The following is a 20,943-nucleotide window of genomic DNA, read 5'->3' on the forward strand; positions in this document are numbered from 1 at the left end:
AATCATTCACAATTAAAGAAGATGGGACTTTTTGACTTTTTTAGCAAGGAAAAAAAAGAAACGCTTGACAAAGGCTTAGAAAAAACAAAAACCAGTATTTTTGATAAAATCTCACGGGTAATTGTTGGAAAATCAAAGGTTGATGAAGAGGTTTTAGATGAATTAGAAGAGATTCTGATTAGCTCGGATGTGGGTGTCGAAACAACCGTAAAAATTATTCGTAGAATTGAAGCACGAGTAGAGCGAGATAAATATACCAATGTTGAGGAGTTAGACCGTATTTTGCGTGAAGAAGTTGCAGCCCTTCTATCAGAAAATAACTCACAAGATGTAAAGGATAGTTACGAAACTGAGCATCTGCCGAAACCTTATGTGCTGATGGTTGTGGGCGTAAATGGTGTAGGAAAAACTACCACTATCGGTAAATTAGCTCATCAGTTTCATAAAAGAGGTAAAAAGGTTGTTTTAGGTGCGGCCGACACTTTCAGAGCAGCGGCCGTTGACCAACTCAAACTTTGGGGCGAGCGTGTAGGTGTAACGGTTGTTGACCACGGAATGAATACCGACCCATCGTCAGTAGCATTTGATGCCGTGAAAAAAGGCATGGAACTTGGTGCTGATATTATCATTATTGATACGGCTGGGAGATTGCACACCAAAGTAAACTTGATGAACGAATTGGGTAAAATCAAGCGTGTGGTGCAGAAATTTTTACCCGAAGCTCCGCACGAAGTAATGTTGGTTTTAGATGGAAGTACAGGGCAGAATGCTGTGATTCAAGCAAGAGAATTTACGAAAGTGACAGAAATTAACTCTTTGGCCATTACAAAACTCGATGGGACAGCCAAAGGTGGTGTGGTTATTGGTATTTCGGATGAATTTAAGATTCCAGTAAAATACATTGGCGTAGGCGAAAAAATGGATGATTTGCAAGTTTTCAATAAAATGGAATTTGTTGATTCATTGTTTAAGAAATAAAGCTCCATATCATAGATAAAGTAAAAGCAACGGTTCTGAATCGTTGCTTTTTTTGTGCAAAAAAACAGATAGACCCACTAAAACTTATAACTTTACAAAACTATTCAGCACTAAAAACCTATACATGAGAAACTTAATACACTTCCGCACTTGCAACCTCTGCGAGGCCATGTGCGGACTTGAAATAAAAGTAGAGGATGGCGTCGTTACCAAAATCGAAGGCGATAAAAATGACCCTTTTAGTCGAGGTCATATTTGCCCGAAGGCGGTTGCTCTGAAAGATATTTACGAAGACCCCAATCGTTTGAAATTTCCAGTAAAACGCACAGAAAATGGTTGGCAACAAATCTCATGGGAGGCCGCTTTTGAAGAAGTTGTAAGTAAAATCAAGGAAATTCAAACAAAAAATGGCAATAATGCCGTAGCGATGTATCAAGGAAACCCCTCAATTCATAATTTGGGGACTACCATGAATTCTCCACTTTTTGCAAAATCCTTACACACTAAAAATATGTTCTCGGCTACTTCGGCCGACCAGCTTCCGCATCATTTTGCCGCTTGGCAAATGTTTGGTCATCCGATGTTAATGCCAATTCCCGACATTGATTTTACTGATTTCATGCTCATCATTGGCGGCAATCCAATTGCTTCTAATGGTAGTATTATGTCGGTACCAGATGTGGCAAATCGCCTTAAAGCCATTCAAAAACGTGGCGGAAAAGTAGTGGTTATTGACCCACGCCTTACCGAAACTGCTGCTAAAGCAGACCAGCATTTTTTCATTCGTCCAGGAACAGACGCTTTTTTGCTTTTGGCTATTATTCAAACTCTTTTTGCCGAAAACTTAGTAAATCTTGGACATTTAGCTGGTTTTACTGATGGCGTTGACTTATTAAAAGAAATTTCGGCTGAGTTTACTCCTGAAAAAGTTGAGAAACAAACGGGTATTTCGGCCTCAACTATTCGTCAACTTACGCACGAGTTTGTGCAGGCAAAATCGGCGGTTTGTTACGGTAGAGTAGGGGTTTCGGTGCAAACTTTTGGAAGTATTGCTCAATGGCTTATCAATGCAATCAATGTTTTGACTGGAAATCTAGACCGAACAGGCGGAGCAATGTTTACAGCCCCTGCCGTTGATTTTCTGACAAGAGCCAAAACTGATAATCGTTTTAATCGTTGGCAGAGCCGAGTGCGTGGTTTACCTGAGTTTTTGGGTGAATTGCCAGTGGCTACACTTGCCGAAGAGATTCTGGCCGAAGGCGAAAATCAAATTAAATGCTTAATTACGAGTTGTGGAAATCCGATTTTATCCACACCCAACGGTGGACAACTCGATAAAGCCTTTGAATCGCTCGAATACATGGTAGCAATTGATATTTACATCAACGAAAGCACCCGACATGCCGATATTATTTTGCCACCTGCTACGGGTTTAGAAGTGCCTCATTACGACATGACTTTTCACGTTTTGGCAGTTAGAAATACGGCTAAATTCTCGGAAGCACTTTTCTCGAAAACCGAAGGTGCAAAATATGATTGGGAAATTTACCAAGAATTGGCCTACAGAATGGCTCACCCAGCGTCAATCAATGAAGATTTTGTGGCAGAATCTCCCGAAGTAAAATTAGATTTAGGTTTACAATTTGGTCCGTATGGCCTTTCTTTGCAAAAACTAAAAGAAAATCCTCACGGAATTGATTTAGGTGCATTGAAACCATGCCTTCCAAACCGACTTTTTACACCCGAAAAAAGGATCAATATCGCTCCAGAAATTTTAGTAAAAGATATTGAAAGGTTGCGTAAGTCGCTCAATGACAGTGGTTTAACTGCTGGTTTTGAGTATTTATTAATCGGTAGAAGGCATTTAAGAGATAATAATTCGTGGATGCACAATTCAGAAAGATTAGTAAAAGGCAGAAACCGTTGTACATTGATGATTCATTCAGAAGATGCCAAAAACTTAAATCTTGAATCAAATTCTTTAGTAAAAGTCACCTCAAGAGTGGGGAGCGTAGAACTTCCCATCGAAATTACTGACCAGATAATGCAAGGAGTGGTGAGTATGCCACACGGCTACGGTCACGCTCGGAAAGGTGTAAAACTTGATGTAGCCACGCAGCACGCAGGTGTAAGTATCAATGACTTGACTGATGAATTAGTGTTGGATGAACTCACAGGAAATGCGGCGTTCAATAATGTAGCTGTGAAAGTTGAAAAAGTTTAAAAATGATTGAATAAAAAATGTCAACCCAAACCGAAAAAATAGCCAAAAATACCCGTATTTACCGTAAAATTCATAAATGGATTTCAGTGCCTTTGTTTGTTTTTATGTTTCTTATCGGAGCAACTGGCTTGCTTTTGGGGTGGAAAAAAACAGCGGGAATTTTACCAAGCACAAAAAAAGGCTCGAATATGGAAGCCCATACATGGATTTCGTTGGATAGTATTCAAACAACTGCCCAAAAATTTGCTAAGGACAGCCTAAAACTTTCAAGCGAAATAGACAGAATTGATGTTCGCCCACAAAAAGGCGTTGCTAAAATCGTTTTTACTGAGCATTTCACCGAATTACAAATTGATTGTGCAACAGGGGAAATTCTATCAGTTGCTCGCCGAAACTCGGATATTATTGAGAAAATCCATGATGGTTCGATTCTTGATTTCTTCGTAAAAACCAAAAACGATGAAATTAAACTTTTTTATACAACCATTGTGTCTTTAGGCTTAATTTTGCTTTCTTTTAGTGGTTTTTGGCTTTGGTATAACCCCAAACGCATCAAAAAACAAAAGTCAGTTCAATAGTTTTATTGGTCTGAGAATCAACTACTTAATAAAACTAAAATCTTATAATCCAGAAATCGCTTAATCGTGTCTATTTTTCTCGCGTGTTTGGCTGCATTTGCAGCAGGTTTTATTGATTCAATCGTTGGTGGTGGTGGGTTAGTTCAAGCTCCTGCATTATTCATTTTATTTCCTCATTATTCCGTTCCTCAGATTATCGGTACTAATCGTTTTGCTTCTTTTATGGGAACAGGCGTTGCGGGCTATCAATATTCTAAAAAAGTAAAAATCCCACTAAAAACCGTTCTTTTTGCTGGAATTGGGGCAGGTGTGATGTCATATTCAGGAGCATTGATTTCGAGTTTGATGAGTGAACGCATCTTGAAACCAACAATTTTGGTCTTGATGACACTCATCGCTATCTATACTTACTTCAAAAAAGATTTAGGACAAGAAGACAAGCACCGCTTTGAACTGGGAAAAATACCGCTCTACGGACTTTTAATCGGAATGACGACTGGTTTTTATAATGGTTTTGTTGGGCCAGGAACGGGCAGTTTGTTGGTTTTTGGCTTTGTGAGCATTATCGGCTATAATTTTCTTACGGCTTCGGCCATCTCGAAGGTGGTCAATGTTGTAGCCGATATTTGTTCGTTGATATTTTTTGTGGCCAAAGGTTATGTGATGTTTAGCATTGCGATACCGATGATGGTCTGTAATATGGCAGGCTCGTATGTAGGTAGCCGAATGGCACTACTCCGAGGCAATGGTTTTATCAGAATCTTGTTTTTGGTAGTAGTCTTTGGTCTAATTCTGCGGTTTGGCTATGATATTTGGATGATGTATTGAGTTAATAAGTAGGGTTTTTGATGAAACTATGGCTTTTGTATAAGTGTTTTATCAAAACCTTACTCTCTATTTCTTACTTCCAGTAAAACCTTTTCTACTTCTTTTCTTACTTGACTGGTTGGTTTCGTAAAATTGTTGTTCATTAAACTAAAAAGTATTGTTTTCCCTTTTTTGGTAATCAGATAGCCACTTAGGTTATAGACTCCGCTCAAAGAACCCGATTTTGCAAAAACAAAAGGCTCACTTTCTGTCTTAAACATATTTCTAACGGTTCCGCTTTTTCCTCCATTTGCCATTATTGAAAATAGCTTTTCTTGCGGAATTTCGGCATGGATTTTCTCCAATAACTTAATAATAGAGCGAGGTGTAAACAAATTATAGCGTGAAAGCCCTGAACCATCAACCCATTTTGGTGCATCTGGAAGGTCTTGTAGGTGCTTCTCTTTAATGGCTTTTATGGCAAACGATGAATTAATTGAGTCTTTCAGAACAGTTCCACAAAGTAATAATAATTGTTCGGCCAGCATGTTGTCACTTTCTTGCATCATCAATCTATAAACTGGCTCGGTTGGCATACTATAGAGTGTTTTTGCGGTAGATGAAACAGGCGTTTTTAGTAAACTTACATTTCTACGAAGCGTATCAATGAGTAATTGTTGCGTTAAGCCCGTTGAAGTTTTATAGGGAATATCTTGTTGATAGCTTGGCTTTTCTAAAAGAGTTTTTGGCAAAAGGAATTGATTATCTGCAATGGTTCTTTCGATTTCGCTACCTGTATCTTTTTTGTAAAAGCTATTATCAAAAATACTCGGCTGAGGCTTTACTTCACCGTTTTCGATTTTGGTTCTTACGATGTTTCCGTACATTGGCATTGGCGACATTTCTACGGTATAATAACTGCTGTAATCGTCCCAAGCCCAACCTGCTCCGAAATAAGGGTTCGTAAAATTGCCATCTGAAAAATAGAACCTTTTACTACGTTTGTATGATTTTAAAAAATCGAAAGTTGTTGTACTTGTAAGGTCTGGATGGAAGAAAGTTGGGTCGCCAGTTCCCCAAAAAATCAAAGAGTCGTTTTTGATTTCATAGCGAAGTGCAGGAATCGAATCGCCGAGTGTTTTTAGACAAGCATAAAACGTAAATAATTTAGTATTAGAAGCTGGCGTAAAATAGCGATTGGAGTTTCGTTCAAAAATCATTTTTTGTTCACTCAAATCATACAAAGCCATACCCGTCATGCTCTGCGAAAAGACGCTCGATGTATCCAGCATCTTTGCATAAGGTGACTTTTTAGATATATTTTGAGTGGTTTTGCACGAAAGACCAATAAATGCAACTAATGAAATAAATAAAATTTTACGCATAATTTTTTACTTTGGTTTGTGTGGCACAATTTACAGAAAATTATAGAAACTAAAAACGTCTATCTTCGATTGAAAATAGACGTTTTTAGAAAAGATAAGAAATTGAAAATTTTCAAATCTATTTTTTATTTACTCACCACAAAGCGTTTTACAATAATACCGCTTTCGGTGTGTAATCTTACAATATAAGAACCCGCTGAGAGGTCTCTCAAATCAATTTTTTGATTGAAAGCATTTACATCAGCTATAAATTCTCTGTTCATTACTTTCACACCCTTAGTACTAATTACTTCCATTTTTACAGGGCCTGGTTTAACTAAATTTGTGGAGATTAAGATTTCATCTGGACTTGGGTTTGGCGAAAGTGTCAAAGCCCTTTCAGCAGTTGTTTCAGTAGCCAAAACAGGTGGTGGTGGCGGAACTTGTATCTTTAAATTATCAATTGCCCAGCCCCAGCCGTAAGTAAGTTCATCAGCAAATAATCTAAAACGAATCAAAATAGTTTCTCCTGCGAGAAAATCACCAGATGATAACATTTTTATTGAGTGAGGTCTGTATAAAGCAGCAGTACCGGCTCCTCTTGAATCCACCGACTCAATTGTTCTGCCTTCAGATGCCGAAACCGTTCCTCTTACTAAATTAGAATTGAAAACTCTCGCCCAGTCGGTATTGCTTGTAGCATCATAACCATCTTCAAATGGTACCCAGCTGATACCTCCGTCAAACGAACCTTCAACTACTGCATAATCATAGAATTCTAAATCACCAAAAACTGAACCAGTTTCACCTGGTTCGACTAAAACCACTTCATCAAAAGTGATAGTTGCCGAATCTAAATCTTCTTTCAACTGAATCGGATAACGCAATAACGCAATAGTATTTGCCTGTAAATCTTCGTTACCACCATTTTTATAGGGGTGGGCAGAATGTAAAGCACCATTTGTAAAACCTGTTGGCTGACTTATTCCCCAGCCTGCTATACCTACAATATCATCATTAGCAGTATTAAAATCGTTTTCGTAAACCTGTATTGGGTTTTGAGATTTTAAATCACTGACAACAAACTCAAAATAATCAGCAGTTGGAGTTACGTTTGTTCCTGGTGTATTCAAATACGCTGGTAAAACTGATATATTTTTGTTTTTAGATTTATCAATTGCTACAATTCTGTATTGCACTCGGTCGTTTTGTTTCAAAGCTCCAAAAGGTGCTTTAGATAAGTATGCGAATACATCATTTCGTCCTTGCGAGTAGGCCTTATCATCAGTAGCAGGATTATATTTTTTCACACCAAACGGTTTCTGAGCAACGCCATTTAATCTGTATTCTACATAAACAGTGTCAATTCCATGCTCAAAGCTATCTTCAATATTTGCAAAAATATCAGGGGTTGCTGTTGTCGGAACGACAGTATATGGATTCGTAGTCACAAATGGAGGAAAAGCATCTGCTGTTCCAACACTAAAACCATAAAAACCCCTCGTTGGTGCTTCGGCAGGCGATGTATTTCTGACTTTATAATTATCATCAACCGTTAGATAGTAACGAATAATTGAGTTGGTTTTCGTAACTGGAATATCAGCTGTGTATTCGTTGGTAGTACCAACTCGCACCATGTTAATTGGCTTGGCATTCGCAATAAGTGTATCATTTTCGGTATAGAAAACCTTCGCACTACCTGCTACAAGTGTAGTATCACTCGTGATAGTTGCTTTAATCGTAACTTTAGTTACAGGATTTTCTATGTTTTTTACCCTTGTATGTAACAATGATGTGCTTTTCCATCCCATATCTGCAAAAATACCTTTCACAATTGGGCCAGGGTCTCTGATTACTTCTCGTAAACTTGCTCCTGCAGTCATTAATGAATTAATATTTCCTGATGGATAGGTAGCATCATTTACGTGTGAAATACTTGAACCTCCCTGATAAGTAGTTGGAGCAAAGACTCTTGCTTTTACATCTTTATTAACCGCCGTTGCTGTTGGACTATTGAAAAACAAATTATCACTTGTCAATTGCTCTTTTAATGGTGATGAAGGATTGGCAAAATTGGTAGTGTTTATCAACAATTGTGCACTGCCGTTTTCTATAAAGTGGTCATAAACAAATGGTGATTCCGTACCAAACCCCCATGAGCCAGTAGTTCCGATGGTTCCAGATTGACTTACAGGTACACGGAATGAAGATGTAAAGCCTAAACCATGACACAACTCATGCAAAACAACAGAGGTAAAATCGAACTGATTTGCACCTGGAGAAGCTACTCCCAAATACCAAGGTGCAGAACTATTAAATTCGGCAGTAATATCAGGCTCATTAACTGAATTTAGCTCCTGACCTGCTATTTTTTCGGCCAAAGCAATCGGATACCAAGTTCCTGCTTTTTGCTGACCTGGAAAATTTCTTGTAAAATCACCAGGTGATGCTTGTCCTAAGATGGTTCCTCCGCCAGTTCCGCTATCAATCGCACGCCATTCGGCTCTAATTCGGATTGGTACAGGCGAAGAAATCAGATTTGCCCAAATATCAACTGCGGCTTGAAAAGAACGCTGTGCAGCAGGCGAAAAACCAACGTAATCAATGATAAAAGTAGCTTTTGCGGTTGCTCCAACTCCACGACCTTTTTGCCCCTTCAGAGCTTCCTCAACTTCTTTAGCCATCGGAACATAAGTATTAGCATCTTCAAAAATTCCTGGACAAACAATCATCTTTCCCTTCATAAATTCAATTTTATCGGGATTCGACCTCGTAAGTTCACCATGCTTTGGTTTGGCCAATTTCTGGGCAAAAACTGACATTACCATTAGAAGTAATAAGCCAGAAAGGTAAATTTTTCTCATAATTCTTAAATTAATCGTCTGTTTGTCAGGATTTAAAAAATATACGTAATTTGTGGCAATAGGGTTGCTCGTCAATTATTTTACAAGTTATCAATTCTAACGAAAAAACTAATACTTTTGTTGAATGATTAATTGTAAATAAAGATAAAATCAATGTTTTTGTCGCTCAACGATTCAAACAAAATTGTTGGTATTTATCTATTTCTCCAATTCACGCTTCTATCTTTGTACCTAAAGACGTAGTTTTTATTCTTTACGATGCAGACCCCAGTAGAAATATTAAAAGAATTTTGGCAGTACGATGCTTTCCGACCATTACAAGAAGATATAATCAATTCTGTTTTGGAACAAAAAGATACGCTTGCTTTAATGCCTACGGGAGGGGGTAAATCTATATGTTTTCAAGTGCCAGCCATGGCCATGGAAGGTGTCTGCATTGTCATTACGCCTTTGGTGGCTCTGATGAAAGACCAAGTGGAGCAACTCAAACGTCGAGGAATAAAAGCTGCAGCCATTTATTCGGGAATGCACCGCAATGAAATTGATTATACACTTGATAATTTTGTTTACGGCGATTTCAAATTCCTCTACGTTTCGCCCGAAAGGTTACTTACCGAAATCATGCAAGTACGCACCAAAATGATGAAGGTTTGCTTGCTTGTGATTGACGAAGCTCACTGTATTTCTCAATGGGGGTATGACTTTCGTCCGCCCTACTTGAAAATTCCCGAATTCCGAAAATTTACGGGGAATGCTCCAACCATTGCTCTTACGGCCACCGCTACCAAGGAAGCACAACAAGATATTATCGACAAACTCGAACTAAAAAACGTACAGGTTTTTCAACAAAGTTTTGCTCGACCAAATATTTCATATTCAGTCTTTTGTGAAGAAAGTAAGGAACGAAAAGCGTTCGATATTCTACAAAAAGTACAAGGTTCTGCCATTGTTTATGTGCGTAGCCGACGCCGTACCAAAGAGATTTCTGATTGGTTAAACAAGAGCCGAATTCGTTCGGATTTTTATCATGCAGGGCTTTCAACCACCGAACGGTTCAAGAAACAAGAAGCATGGATAAATAATCAAGTGCGAGTAATTGTGGCCACCAATGCCTTCGGAATGGGCATCGACAAACCCGATGTGCGAGTAGTAGTACATGTTGATTTACCTGAAACTCTTGAAGCCTATTATCAAGAAGCTGGTCGAGCAGGTCGAGATGGTAAAAAAGCCTATGCGGTTTTGCTTTATACTAAGGGCGATTTAGAAGATATTTTCAAGCAAACTGAGCAGAAATTTCCGCCCATCGAAAATCTCAAACGGGTCTATCAGGCATTGGCAAATTATAAAAACTTGGCAGTTGGTGGAGAGAATTTTGAGAGTTATGATTTTGATTTTCAAGAGTTTATCAACAATTTTGGCTTCTCGGCTCACGATACACATAACGAACTAAAAGTGTTGGAAGATGAAGGTCTGATTCAACTAAGCGATGCGTATCATAGTCCGTCGAAGATTTCGTTTAAAGTCGATAATCACGAATTATATAAGTTTCAGATAAAAACACCGAGTTACGATAAGTTTATCAAAACGCTACTCCGAATTTACGGTGGCGATTTATTTACGAGTTATGTCAGTATTTCGGAAGCCACGATTGGTAAATATTTTTTCGGGAGTGCGGGCGAGATTGAGAAAATGCTTGATTATCTCCAACAGGTGGGAATCTTGACTTACCAAAAGCAAAAAAGTATTCCACAACTGACATTTCTTACGGCCCGACAAGATGTTAATTATCTGACAATAAACGTTGTAGAAATGCAACGACGCAAGAAAAAAGCACTCGAAAAAGTGGCTGCCGTTGTACAGTTTGCTGATGAAGGTCGTCGATGCCGTCAGCAGTTTTTGCAGGAATATTTCAATGAGTTTACGAACATCACCTGCGGAATTTGTGATAATTGCTTGAAACAAAAAAAGCGAGATGAGCCGATTCCGATAGAGATTTACACAAAATACCGTCAAAAAATCTTAGAGATAATTCCAGCACCTGTCAATCAGATAGTTGATTATCAGTTTTTTAATAACAAAGACTTCGTAAAAGAAGTTATCAGAAAAATGATAGAAAACGAAGAGATAAAATTTAGCGAATTGGGTGTTTTGGAAAAGAAATAATTTGGAACGAAACGGGCAACCGTTACCTTCAGATTCGCTATAATTGAGAAATAAAATTAAAAACAAAAGCGAATAGGATGCGGTCATCGCATGATTCGCACCACAGAAATGACAAACTTTACGCACATAGATGCCGCTGGCAATCCTTCGATGGTTGATGTAGGCGAAAAAGCCATTACCCGACGCACAGCAAAAGCTCGTAGCATCGTGATTTTGGATGATACTATTTTAGAAAGACTTACCAACGAAGAAATTCATACTAAAAAAGGTCCAGTTTTTCAGACCGCTATCATTGCAGGCGTAATGGCCGCCAAAAAAACAGGTGATTTGATTCCACTCTGCCACCCGCTTGGACTCGAAAATTGCCAAATCAACATTTTTTTGAATGATAAACGAGAGGTCATTGTTGAATGTACAGCTTCGCTCACTGGCAAAACGGGTATCGAAATGGAAGCTTTAACTGGTGCAAGCGTGGCAGCTCTGACAATTTATGATATGTGTAAGGCTTTTTCGCATAATATTATCATCAAAGAAACTCGTTTGATTGAAAAAACTGGCGGTAAAAAAGACTTTAAATTGGAAGAAATTTGAACGCTCTTATCTTAATCGGTGGTAAAAGTTCTCGGATGGGAACGGACAAAAGTTTGCTCAATTATCACGGCAAACCTCAGCGTGAATATCTTTTTAATTTAGCGAAAAAATACTGTTCAGAGGTTTATTTTTCGTGCCGAACCGAACAGCAATTTTCAGAAAATACGATTATTGATAAATATGAGTCAGGCCCGATGGGAGGAATCCTGTCAGCTTTTGACTACCAACCCAATACTGCTTGGTTGGTAGTTGCCTGCGATATGCCCTTGATTGATGAAAAGAGCTTTCAGACTTTAATAAATCATCGAAATAAAGCGAAAATTGCAACGGCATTTCTGAACCCTGAAACCAATGCTCCCGACCCTCTTTTCACGATTTATGAGCCAAAAGCATTTCAATTAATGACCAAATATGTAGAAGCAGAAAACAAAAGCCCAAAGATTTTTCTACAAAATAATGATACCGAAATCATTCTCTCTGCCAACCGTAGCCTTCTAACTAACGTAAATACTAAAGAAGAATTTGAGCGAATACAAAACCAATCGACAATTGAATAGTTTTTATTGAATGAAACAACCAATCTTGCATATTGTCTTGGTGATTTTTATAACGGTTAAGTCTTTCGGACAATCGAATGACCAATGCTATGGCCCGAATATTGGGTCGGGGTCACTTAATGCCAAAACAATGATTGGCTGTGTGCCTTTCACAGTTGAAATCAGTAAAAACGATAGCGTAGCCAACGGTCATAAATTTATCTATGATTATAAAGGGGGTTTCCCTACAAACCCAACGGAAGTACCTACTTTTATTTACACGACTCCAGGTGCATATAAGTTAATGCAGATTACTTTCCGCAAAGAAGACGGTAAAGAACTCAGGGTTTGTGGAATAGTGACAGTACTTGATACTAACAAACTCAGCCTAAAACCTAAGATTTGCGGTAATAAAGTAAATTTAGAAATCAGCGATAATAAAAAAGTAGGTTTGCTACCCTACGCCTATTGTATGATTGATTGGGGAGATGCTTCGCCACTCGAAAAAATACAATTACCTACATCAGGGGTTTCGCATACCTACGCAGCCCAAACCGATAGGAAAATTACGGTAAAAGCACATTATGAAGTTGAGTTTTGTAGTACAAGTAGTTCGGTTGAGATAAAATTCCCGAAGGTAAATCAACCACAAATATCAGTTTTTGAGAAAACTGGTACCGAAAATTATAGTATCAGTTTTAATAATTTTTCGGGTGAAGATGTAAGAATCTTGGGGAATAACTCACTGATTACTACAAAAATAGGGGAGGTTGGCTTACAAAAAATCACATTTAGCAACACAGCAAAAAATGTCTGCTATACCATCAAATTAGAAAGTAATTGTTTCCCTAACAATGTATCAAAAGAAATCTGTGATATTGATTTTGAAGTTGTTCCGACTGACATATCCAACGAATTACGCTGGCAAAAACCCCGTCCAGAGACCATCAAAAATTTTACCATACTCAAAAATAATGATATAAAACTCATCGCACAAAGCACTATTTATGCCGATACAGCCATCAAATGTAACCAACAAAACTGTTATCAGATAAAATTCATATCTAACGAAACCACTTTTATTTCTGAGAAAGTCTGTATCAAAAACTCACAGATTCCGTGTCTTTTAAACATTCCAGTTTATATTCCATTGGCTTTTAGCCCAAATAATGATGGTATCAATGATTCTTTTTCGGTTTTTGGTGAAGATGATAAATTTGTAAGTCTTAGTATTTATGACCAAAAAGGAAAATTAATCACTACTCTAACGAATCTGAAAGAATCGTGGAATGGTGAGAATTTTCAATCGGGCATTTATCCTTATAGACTAAAAGCCAAAAATCAAGGAAATAATGTAATAGAATTAATGGGTAAGGTAGTGCTGGTAAGATAATCAAGGCGTAGCCGAAACCCATACTTCTCCGTCTTCAAAAATCTCTTTTTTCCAAATCGGCACAGTTTCTTTGAGCGTATCAATGGCATATTCGCAGGCATCAAAAGCCGCTCCACGATGTGCCGCTGAAGCCGCAATTACTACAGGTACTTCGCCAATTTCAAGGCTTCCAACTCGGTGATAAATAGCTATTTTTTTCAGTGAAAACTTTTCTACGGCTTGTTCTGCAATTTTTTTCATTTCCGAAACTGCCATTGGCTCATAAGCTTCAAAATCGAGTCTCAGCACTCGCTTTCCTTTGGTTTGGTTTCTGACCGTTCCGACGAAAGTTACGATTCCGCCCGAATCATCGGTTTTTACAAAATCCAAACAGGCTTGTTCGTTGAGGGTTTTATTGGATAATATGATCTCAATTGGCTGATTCATTAAAAAAGGGAGTAATTAATTTTTGTAGATAATTCAATATCGTCGGTAATAATTAAAAAAATGTTCTACTATAAGCTGGCGGCTAATTCTTCTCGGCGATTTTTGTATAGTTCGGTAGCCTTTTCGAGCAAAATTTCCATCGAAGAAGGCATTTGAGTGGATAAAATTCCGCCATAGATGGCACTATCGACCTCTCGGAGAGCTTCCTCCAAACGTTCGTTGGGTAGTCTCGAAATTATTTCTTTGGTTGTGTAAGAAGTATAAGGGCGTTTTTCGAGCCATTCTAAATGTTTTTTCCACAAAACTAATGCTTTACCGATTGTCACATCGTCTAAAGTTGAACGAGTAAATTTCTTATAGTTTGTCTGAAAATCTTTATGACGGCGACCAAATAGGAACAAAGTATATTGTTTACGAATGAAACGCCCAAAGAAAGCATAAATGATAAGTACCAGCCCTAAAAGCCCTAAGATATAAGTTAAAATTTTTGGATAGTTTACTTGCTGCGATAAGGGTAAAAGCCTTACATCGGTCTTTAATTGTAGTGAATCAACTGGGCTTTTTATCATTTCTTTCAAAAAAACAGAGTCAGCCAGCGAGTAAACAGCCGTACAATCTCGCTTTGAAAGTAGATAAATTGGTAATCTGAGTTTTTGGTTTTTCGAAATATCAAAAGTTACAAGTGTATAAATTACACTATCAACGCTAACGCCATTGGTGGTAACTGTTGGGTACATTTTACGGTTGATTATCTCAAACGGATAAAAATTGTAGGTAGTATCAGGAAAAAAAACCTCTGCTGATGGATTATGGTGATAGCTAAGGGTATACTCAATCTGACGACCAAGCTCAATACTGTCAGTCTGAAACTTTCCAATAGGCTTTTGAGCTTGACTGTTTTCTGTAATCAACAAACAACTGATTATCAATAAGATATTATTTACCGATTTTAGTATTTGTATAATTTTGATTGACATTTTAATTTCTTTAAACCTTTGTCTTCTATCGACTGTTTATTTTCTTACTCTAAATAATTGAATTAGTTTCGGCACATAATCTTCTCTCGAATCAATGGCCACATAATTGGCATTATGCTGCTTGCATAAAGTTTCCAAACGTTTCTGATTATCTTCAAAAACCTCTCGCATTTCACGCTTAAACGATGGCGACGAAGTATTTAACCAAACTGTTTTTTTGCTTTCTTTATCCAACACAGGAATGATTCCGAGGCTCGGCAACTTTATCTCTCGCTGGTCATAAACATGGACTACAACCAAATCATGTTTACGAGCCAAAGCCTTGAGGTTATGCTCATAATCTTTATCCAAAAAATCAGAAATCATAATCACAACGCTCTTTCGGCGAAGCATATTCAAGGCAAAACCAATGGCCGACGGAATATCAGTTTTCTGCGAAACTGGCTTCATCTTAAAGAGCGTCAAGATGAGTTCGTAGCCGTGTTTCATGCCATTTGTGGGCTTAAAATACAATTCTTTTTGGTCAGAAAAACAATAAAGCCCTACGTGACCAGCTTCTTTAATGGCCGAAAGTGCCAAAACTCCGCAGATTTCTTTGGCGGTATCTATTTTCAGACGTCCGCTATTTCCTACTTCCTGCGAGCTACTCACATCGAGCATAAAAAATACGGTTTGCTCTTTTTCTTCTTTAAAAATCTTTACGTAAGCACCGTCGCCTTTGGCGGTCGTAATCCAATCAATTGTCCGAACGTCATCGCCGTATTGGTAGGTACGCAAATCGCTAAACTCCAAGCCAGAGCCTTTAAAAACCGAACGAAAGTTTCCGTGCATGTGACCATTCACGGCTTTTCTGATTTTAATCTCGTACTTATTAAGTTTTGAAATAATACTTTCTACCATTTCATTAATGGATAATTGATAATGTAAAATTGAAAATAGGTGTTAAAATCAATATTAAACGACTTAATTCAATAATTTAGATTACTGCTTAAAATCAATTAAGAAAATTTAACGCATGGATTTTGTTAGATTTTTCCGTAATTTGTTGTTTAAAGTCAATAAACAGTTCTTTTAAGATATTTTTAGAAACGAAGATAAAGTGAAAATGCTGACAAAAAAAATATTCTTGGTTTTAGGTATAATTTTGACATTATTGGCTTGCGATAATGGCCCCAGCCGACCAAAAGATGCAATTGACGAGGCTACTATGGCAAAGATTTTGGCAGAAATTCATCTGACTGAAGCAAAAGTAAGCAGATTGTCTTTCAAAGATTATGATTCCACTAAAATTGCTTACAAATATCTGGAACAGCAAATAATGACAAAATATAAAACCGACACGGCACGTTATAGAGCAAGTTACAATTATTACGTAACAAACCCCGAACAAATGACTAAGCTGTACGAAAATGTGCTAAAAAATTTGGAGGAGTTGAAGAAAAAGAAAAAACTGGCATATTGATTGTTTGATGAGTCAATGTAGATAGCTAATTGAAATACTTCCCTTTGGAACTGAATATCGCCCGCTACCGCCCGCAAATTATTTAAGTGTAATCCTAAACCTAACAATATACTTTGAAAGAAAACCTTGTAATTATACCGACTTATAATGAAATCGAAAATATAGAAGCGATTATCAGGAAGGTCATGAATTTGAGTGAAGCCTTTGATGTTTTGATTTTAGATGATGGCTCGCCCGATGGTACTGGAAAAAAAGTAAAAGAACTACAAAACGAGTTTACTGAAAACCTGCACCTCATCGAAAGAAGTGGAAAGCTGGGCTTAGGTACAGCTTATATTCACGGTTTCAAGTGGGCTTTAGAGAATGGCTACCAGTTTATTTATGAAATGGATGCCGATTTCTCGCACAATCCCGAAGATTTGGTGCGTTTATATAAAGCCGCCAAAATTGATGGCTATGATGTGGCCATTGGCTCTCGTTATATTAAAGGCGTAAACGTTGTCAATTGGCCGATGGGGCGAGTGCTGATGTCGTATTTTGCGGGCGTGTATGTACGAATGATTACGGGAATGAAAATCATGGACCCAACGGGTGGTTTTATTTGTTATCGCCAAGAAGTTTTGAAGACAATTCCGCTGGATAAAATTACATTTATTGGCTATGCTTTTCAGATTGAAATGAAATTCAATGCCTTTTTATATAAATTTAATATTACAGAAGTACCAATTATTTTCACCGACCGCACAAAAGGCGTATCAAAAATGTCAACCAAGATTTTTCGAGAAGCTATTTTTGGCGTAATTATGATGAAGATTTGGAGTTGGTTTAAGAGTTTTAAGCGTTAGTTTTTTTATAATCAACAGTTTTCGGTCTTCAATAGGCAGTTTTCAAAAAAACAAAAACCTCGTAAGATGAACTTGCGAGGTTTTTACTTTTAGAAAGACTGTTCATTGCAAACTGCCAACTGAGGACTGAAGACTAATTCTTCAATGCCATTCCTTTTTGTTGAATCACATCGTTCATGATATTAAGCGTTTCGCCAAGATAAACGTCTTTTTTTAGGTATTTTACCCAAAAATCATTTCTATCTTTCTTCAACGAATCAGAGTTGATTGCTTCTAAATCGCTTGATAAATTGGCTACTGACAAATCATCTTTCAATTGAGTTAAATTTCTCACTTTCGTCGAAATATCTCTCACTTCTTTTTGTTGAGCTTTGTACTTTTGGATTTCCAAAGAACGAGCCGTTTTACGGTTATCAGCCAAAATATTGGTGTTATCTTTAATTTGCTTAAAAACGTCATTCGTCGTAAGGCGTTCTGTACTTTTTTGTTGTAAAGCCACTAAATCAGGTGCGTAAGTCCACGTTTGGTAAGATGCCTTCGGCATTTCGTCCCATACGAGGGCGTTCGGGCTATCTTTTTCACGTACTTTATAGGCTTCGTATAAGCCTGGCAGAACTATGTCAGATTCTACGCCTTTTAGTTGAGTTGCACCGCCATCTACTCTATAATATTTTTGTAGGGTAAGATGCACCGCACCTAAATCGCCTGCTCCGCTTCCAGTTCCATTTCCACCCACTGGGAATGCACGTTGTACTGTTCCTTTACCAAAAGTAGAACTCGAACCAACCACAACGCCACGCTTATAATCTTGAATAGCCGATGCAAAAATCTCAGAAGCTGAAGCACTGCGTTCGTTGACCATCACCACCAATGGGCCATCATAAAGTACAGAAGGGTCGTTATCTCCCATCTGCGAAGGTCGTCCCGCACGGTCACGAATCTGCACAACTGGACCAGTTTTGATGAATAAACCCACCATATTTACCACTTCTTGCAAGCTGCCACCGCCGTTATCTCTAATATCCAGAATGATTCCTTCTACGCCTTCGGCTTTCAAACGAGCTACTTCTTTGGCTACGTCTTGCGAACAACGTGCCGCTTGTGGTCGTTGAAAATCGGCATAGAAAGCTGGTAAATCAATCAAACCGATTTTATGTTTACCGCTGTTGATGATTACGCTACGAGCAAAGGTTTCATCGAGTTTCAATTCTGCACGAATCATCGAAACAGTTTTCAACGTACCATCAGGTTTTTGTACCGTAATTTTCACTTCTGAGCCTTCCGCACCTCTGATAAGTTTCACGGCATCGTCAGTTGTGTAGCCCGTAATATCTTCCGCTTCGCCCGTTGCTTGAGCTACTTTTACAATAAAATCATTCGCCTGAATCTCGCCCGACTTCCACGCTGGGCCACCTGTTGTTACGCTTTTGATTTTAATTTTATCATCTTCTTGCTGCAATAAAGCTCCGATTCCGAAGAAACGACCACTCAAACGCTCATCAAACGAGCGTTTTTCTACTGGTGGAAAGAAATCGGTGTGTGGGTCCATTTCGTTGGTGATTGTATTGACCAACATCGCAAAGCGTTGATTTTCATCAAATTTATTACGCAAACGGTCAAAGTATTTGTCCATTGCTTTTTTTACTTTCGCACGAGCTTCTTTTTCCAGCTCTTGGTCAGACTTCACCACAAATTCTTTTTTGTCTTTGTTTTTTTCTTGCGTTTCTTGGGCATCAAGGTAGCGGTCGAGTGTTTGCCATTTCAGATATTTTCTCCAACGCTCTTTTCTTTCCGAGTCATTCGAGGCAAAATCTACTTTATCGGCATCTAACTCAAGCACATCATCTTTCGTAAACTCAAATGGTTTTTCGATGTATTGCTTATACATTTCTTCGGCCTCAACGATTCTGTTTTTGTAGATTTCATCAGCCGCTGCAAAAAATGCCAATGGCGAACCATGAATTTCATCGTCAATGGTAGTTTCGTACTTGCGAAGTTTGGCTATGTCTTTTTCGAGCAAAATGCGTTTGCTTGGGTCAAGACGTTTCAAAAACTCGCTAAAGATTTCTTTCGAGAAATTATCATCAATCTTTTTCGGACTATAATGTCCTTGTTCGAGCATTGCTCCAACGTATCGCAGAATCGTTTCGTTTTTACTCGGTGGGTCGTCATTGAGGGGAGTTGCCGATATAAAAATCGTCAACAAACTTATGCTCAAAAATGCCTTAGCAAACAAACTTGGCTTTTTCATAGTACAAACAGATGTTTTAAATGGATAATTAGCAATGATAATGCTCAAAACGGCATTGAATTGCTGCTACTAAATTAGCAAAAATCAATCCAGTCTATAACGATTATAGGCTAAATAAATTTGCGGAAAAGATAAAAAATATGATAAACGGAGATTTTTAGTGTTTAGAAGAATGTTGTAAAAAAAGATAAAGCATAAAAATGACAAATCTTAACTCAATTCGCCATTTTTTTTCAAGAAATCAAAGATAAGTTTATCTACTTCCGAAACCTCATCACGGTCAGAGTAAGAAAGCCATTTTATTTCTTCAATTTCGCTGCAAGGTTCTAAATTTCCTTCATATTCGGCCGTGTAGCAAGTCATTTTTACGATTACACCCGCCTTATGGCTATCGGCTTGAGCTTTGAAAGTGCCAAAATATTGGATTGTTGGGGCAATTATCGAAACGTTGAGTTCTTCTCGAATCTCTCTAATGAGCGTTTCTTCGTCGGTTTCATTGTTTTCTCTTTTTCCACCAGGAATATAATACTTAGTTTTGCCTTTCGATTTTGTACTTAGAATTTTCCCATTTTCTACTCTAATGTAGGCGATTTTATCTATTTCGGGCAGATTTATCATTTCATACTACGTTTGAAAAACTCCCACGCTTCCAAATGCACATCAATATCATTCGGATAATCGTGCTTGCCGTTGATAACTTTCAGTAAAGTCACTTCGGGCTTTCTTTTCTTTTTGAAAGTATATTTTTCTATCGTTTTGCCATCTTTGGGGTCGGTATCGGGTAAATTTTGCATTTGCGGCTTGCCTTTATAACCAGCCAACGACGACCAATAAGCAAACGTTCGGTCGGTTGAGCGAACCATTCCTAAACTGATGTTATTCGTAATTACCTCGCCACCTTCGTATGGGTTTACTTTATCGGCCGTTCCATTAACAATCAATACTGGCATAGCTCGGCGTTTTTCTTCACAATCAATGTTGTTGGTGTCGGGCAAATTGGCAATTAGTGCCGTGATGGCTCTAAATCTTTCGGGCATGGTCAAGGCCAATTTATAAGCCATGTGTCCACCGCCCGAAGTGCCAACTGCAAAAACTTGTTTTTCGTTGATTTGATAACGCTCTTTGAAGTAATCAATCATCGACCCAAAGAAGGCATTTTCATTAATATTCTCAAAATTAGCTGCCGAATTGGCAGTTTTTCTACATTCATTCCAATAATTTTTATATCCATCGGGATACACCAATAGGATATTTTCGGTTGGTGCAATGCCTTCGAGCGATTTAGCCCTTGCTCGCATTTGAATACCATTTCCACCTGAACCATGCAACACAAACACCAACGAAGCGTTAGGCTTAGCTGATTTCAAGAAATGAAAACGTCGCTGCTGCCCCTCTATCAAGAGAGAGTCATCTACGATTTGGGCTTTTATGATGAATGAGCCTACAAAAAGGAGTAAGGCAAAGAGGTATTTTTGTTGCATCTT

At 38.1% G+C, this 20,943-nt stretch carries 18 protein-coding genes; 10 read left to right on the top strand and 8 right to left on the bottom strand.

From position 1 onward, the window contains the following. The first annotated feature begins 21 nt into the window (after window positions 1-21). The 4 genes from ftsY to ABR854_RS16065 all read left to right on the top strand — a co-directional run bounded on the left by ftsY (window position 22) and on the right by ABR854_RS16065 (window position 4,608). Complete coding sequence (ftsY, locus tag ABR854_RS16050; protein ID WP_350266459.1) at window positions 22-978, top strand: signal recognition particle-docking protein FtsY; 957 nt, start codon at window positions 22-24, stop codon at window positions 976-978. A 124-nt stretch (window positions 979-1,102) separates the two neighbouring features. Further along, a complete protein-coding gene (locus ABR854_RS16055; RefSeq protein ID WP_350266461.1) occupies window positions 1,103-3,202 on the top strand; it encodes a molybdopterin oxidoreductase family protein in 2,100 nt (699 codons plus the stop codon). A gap of 17 nt (window positions 3,203-3,219) precedes the next feature. Then, the gene (locus tag ABR854_RS16060; protein ID WP_350266463.1) at window positions 3,220-3,780 is read left to right on the top strand and encodes a PepSY domain-containing protein; all 561 of its coding nucleotides are present in this window, start codon (window positions 3,220-3,222) and stop codon (window positions 3,778-3,780) included. A 66-nt stretch (window positions 3,781-3,846) separates the two neighbouring features. Further along, window positions 3,847-4,608, top strand: a complete 762-nt coding sequence (locus ABR854_RS16065) for a sulfite exporter TauE/SafE family protein (protein ID WP_350266465.1) — start codon at window positions 3,847-3,849, stop codon at window positions 4,606-4,608. A gap of 59 nt (window positions 4,609-4,667) precedes the next feature. Here the strand turns inward: ABR854_RS16065 and ABR854_RS16070 are convergent, their stop codons facing one another. Then, window positions 4,668-5,972, bottom strand: a complete 1,305-nt coding sequence (locus ABR854_RS16070) for a D-alanyl-D-alanine carboxypeptidase/D-alanyl-D-alanine-endopeptidase (RefSeq protein WP_350266467.1) — start codon at window positions 5,970-5,972, stop codon at window positions 4,668-4,670. Between the two features lie 125 nt (window positions 5,973-6,097). After that, entirely contained in the window at window positions 6,098-8,815 is a 2,718-nt protein-coding gene (locus ABR854_RS16075; RefSeq protein ID WP_350266469.1) for a T9SS type A sorting domain-containing protein, read from the bottom strand. A 258-nt stretch (window positions 8,816-9,073) separates the two neighbouring features. Between ABR854_RS16075 and ABR854_RS16080 the strand changes: the two genes are divergently transcribed. The 4 genes from ABR854_RS16080 to ABR854_RS16095 all read left to right on the top strand — a co-directional run bounded on the left by ABR854_RS16080 (window position 9,074) and on the right by ABR854_RS16095 (window position 13,498). Further along, on the top strand, window positions 9,074-10,978 hold the full coding sequence (locus tag ABR854_RS16080; RefSeq protein WP_350266470.1) for a RecQ family ATP-dependent DNA helicase: 1,905 nt from the start codon (window positions 9,074-9,076) through the stop codon (window positions 10,976-10,978). A gap of 108 nt (window positions 10,979-11,086) precedes the next feature. Beyond that, window positions 11,087-11,569, top strand: coding sequence for a cyclic pyranopterin monophosphate synthase MoaC (gene moaC / locus ABR854_RS16085; RefSeq protein WP_350266746.1), 483 nt, complete (start codon window positions 11,087-11,089; stop codon window positions 11,567-11,569). Beyond that, window positions 11,566-12,126 carry an NTP transferase domain-containing protein gene (locus ABR854_RS16090; RefSeq protein WP_350266472.1) on the top strand — a complete coding sequence of 187 codons (561 nt, stop codon included), beginning with the start codon at window positions 11,566-11,568 and terminating at the stop codon, window positions 12,124-12,126. Before moaC ends, ABR854_RS16090 begins: the two co-directional genes overlap by 4 nt. Window positions 12,127-12,136: 10 nt before the next feature. After that, window positions 12,137-13,498, top strand: coding sequence for a T9SS type B sorting domain-containing protein (locus tag ABR854_RS16095; protein ID WP_350266475.1), 1,362 nt, complete (start codon window positions 12,137-12,139; stop codon window positions 13,496-13,498). Here the strand turns inward: ABR854_RS16095 and ABR854_RS16100 are convergent, their stop codons facing one another. The 3 genes from ABR854_RS16100 to ABR854_RS16110 all read right to left on the bottom strand — a co-directional run bounded on the left by ABR854_RS16100 (window position 13,499) and on the right by ABR854_RS16110 (window position 15,801). Further along, the gene (locus ABR854_RS16100; protein ID WP_350266477.1) at window positions 13,499-13,924 is read right to left on the bottom strand and encodes a molybdenum cofactor biosynthesis protein MoaE; all 426 of its coding nucleotides are present in this window, start codon (window positions 13,922-13,924) and stop codon (window positions 13,499-13,501) included. Between the two features lie 68 nt (window positions 13,925-13,992). Beyond that, the gene (locus ABR854_RS16105; protein ID WP_350266479.1) at window positions 13,993-14,901 is read right to left on the bottom strand and encodes a hypothetical protein; all 909 of its coding nucleotides are present in this window, start codon (window positions 14,899-14,901) and stop codon (window positions 13,993-13,995) included. Between the two features lie 36 nt (window positions 14,902-14,937). Beyond that, on the bottom strand, window positions 14,938-15,801 hold the full coding sequence (locus ABR854_RS16110) for a DUF58 domain-containing protein (protein ID WP_350266481.1): 864 nt from the start codon (window positions 15,799-15,801) through the stop codon (window positions 14,938-14,940). Window positions 15,802-16,006: 205 nt separating this feature from the next. Between ABR854_RS16110 and ABR854_RS16115 the strand changes: the two genes are divergently transcribed. Further along, a complete protein-coding gene (locus ABR854_RS16115; RefSeq protein ID WP_350266748.1) occupies window positions 16,007-16,363 on the top strand; it encodes a DUF4296 domain-containing protein in 357 nt (118 codons plus the stop codon). A gap of 113 nt (window positions 16,364-16,476) precedes the next feature. After that, window positions 16,477-17,208 carry a polyprenol monophosphomannose synthase gene (locus ABR854_RS16120; RefSeq protein ID WP_350266483.1) on the top strand — a complete coding sequence of 244 codons (732 nt, stop codon included), beginning with the start codon at window positions 16,477-16,479 and terminating at the stop codon, window positions 17,206-17,208. Window positions 17,209-17,341: 133 nt separating this feature from the next. On the opposite strand, the gene ABR854_RS16125 is transcribed toward ABR854_RS16120, so the two are convergent. The 3 genes from ABR854_RS16125 to ABR854_RS16135 form a co-directional block, all read right to left on the bottom strand. Continuing rightward, window positions 17,342-19,459, bottom strand: a complete 2,118-nt coding sequence (locus tag ABR854_RS16125; protein ID WP_350266485.1) for a carboxy terminal-processing peptidase — start codon at window positions 19,457-19,459, stop codon at window positions 17,342-17,344. A gap of 210 nt (window positions 19,460-19,669) precedes the next feature. Further along, complete coding sequence (locus tag ABR854_RS16130) at window positions 19,670-20,077, bottom strand: NUDIX hydrolase (protein ID WP_350266487.1); 408 nt, start codon at window positions 20,075-20,077, stop codon at window positions 19,670-19,672. Beyond that, complete coding sequence (locus ABR854_RS16135) at window positions 20,074-20,940, bottom strand: CE1 family esterase (RefSeq protein ID WP_350266489.1); 867 nt, start codon at window positions 20,938-20,940, stop codon at window positions 20,074-20,076. Before ABR854_RS16135 ends, ABR854_RS16130 begins: the two co-directional genes overlap by 4 nt. Window positions 20,941-20,943: the final 3 nt, after the last annotated feature.

The organism is Emticicia sp. W12TSBA100-4 (assembly GCF_040253585.1).
Classification (GTDB): Bacteria; Bacteroidota; Bacteroidia; order Cytophagales; family Spirosomataceae; genus Emticicia.

Excerpts from the sequence above, each read along its gene's own strand:
- ftsY (WP_350266459.1), top strand. The coding sequence starts at position 22 with ATGGGACTTTTTGACTTTTTTAGCAAGGAAAAAAAAGAAACGCTTGAC.
- ABR854_RS16055 (WP_350266461.1), top strand. The coding sequence starts at position 1,103 with ATGAGAAACTTAATACACTTCCGCACTTGCAACCTCTGCGAGGCCATG.
- ABR854_RS16060 (WP_350266463.1), top strand. The coding sequence starts at position 3,220 with ATGTCAACCCAAACCGAAAAAATAGCCAAAAATACCCGTATTTACCGT.
- ABR854_RS16070 (WP_350266467.1), bottom strand. The coding sequence starts at position 5,972 with ATGCGTAAAATTTTATTTATTTCATTAGTTGCATTTATTGGTCTTTCG.
- ABR854_RS16075 (WP_350266469.1), bottom strand. The coding sequence starts at position 8,815 with ATGAGAAAAATTTACCTTTCTGGCTTATTACTTCTAATGGTAATGTCA.
- ABR854_RS16080 (WP_350266470.1), top strand. The coding sequence starts at position 9,074 with ATGCAGACCCCAGTAGAAATATTAAAAGAATTTTGGCAGTACGATGCT.
- moaC (WP_350266746.1), top strand. The coding sequence starts at position 11,087 with ATGACAAACTTTACGCACATAGATGCCGCTGGCAATCCTTCGATGGTT.
- ABR854_RS16095 (WP_350266475.1), top strand. The coding sequence starts at position 12,137 with ATGAAACAACCAATCTTGCATATTGTCTTGGTGATTTTTATAACGGTT.
- ABR854_RS16100 (WP_350266477.1), bottom strand. The coding sequence starts at position 13,924 with ATGAATCAGCCAATTGAGATCATATTATCCAATAAAACCCTCAACGAA.
- ABR854_RS16105 (WP_350266479.1), bottom strand. The coding sequence starts at position 14,901 with ATGTCAATCAAAATTATACAAATACTAAAATCGGTAAATAATATCTTA.
- ABR854_RS16110 (WP_350266481.1), bottom strand. The coding sequence starts at position 15,801 with ATGGTAGAAAGTATTATTTCAAAACTTAATAAGTACGAGATTAAAATC.
- ABR854_RS16115 (WP_350266748.1), top strand. The coding sequence starts at position 16,007 with ATGCTGACAAAAAAAATATTCTTGGTTTTAGGTATAATTTTGACATTA.
- ABR854_RS16125 (WP_350266485.1), bottom strand. The coding sequence starts at position 19,459 with ATGAAAAAGCCAAGTTTGTTTGCTAAGGCATTTTTGAGCATAAGTTTG.
- ABR854_RS16130 (WP_350266487.1), bottom strand. The coding sequence starts at position 20,077 with ATGATAAATCTGCCCGAAATAGATAAAATCGCCTACATTAGAGTAGAA.
- ABR854_RS16135 (WP_350266489.1), bottom strand. The coding sequence starts at position 20,940 with ATGCAACAAAAATACCTCTTTGCCTTACTCCTTTTTGTAGGCTCATTC.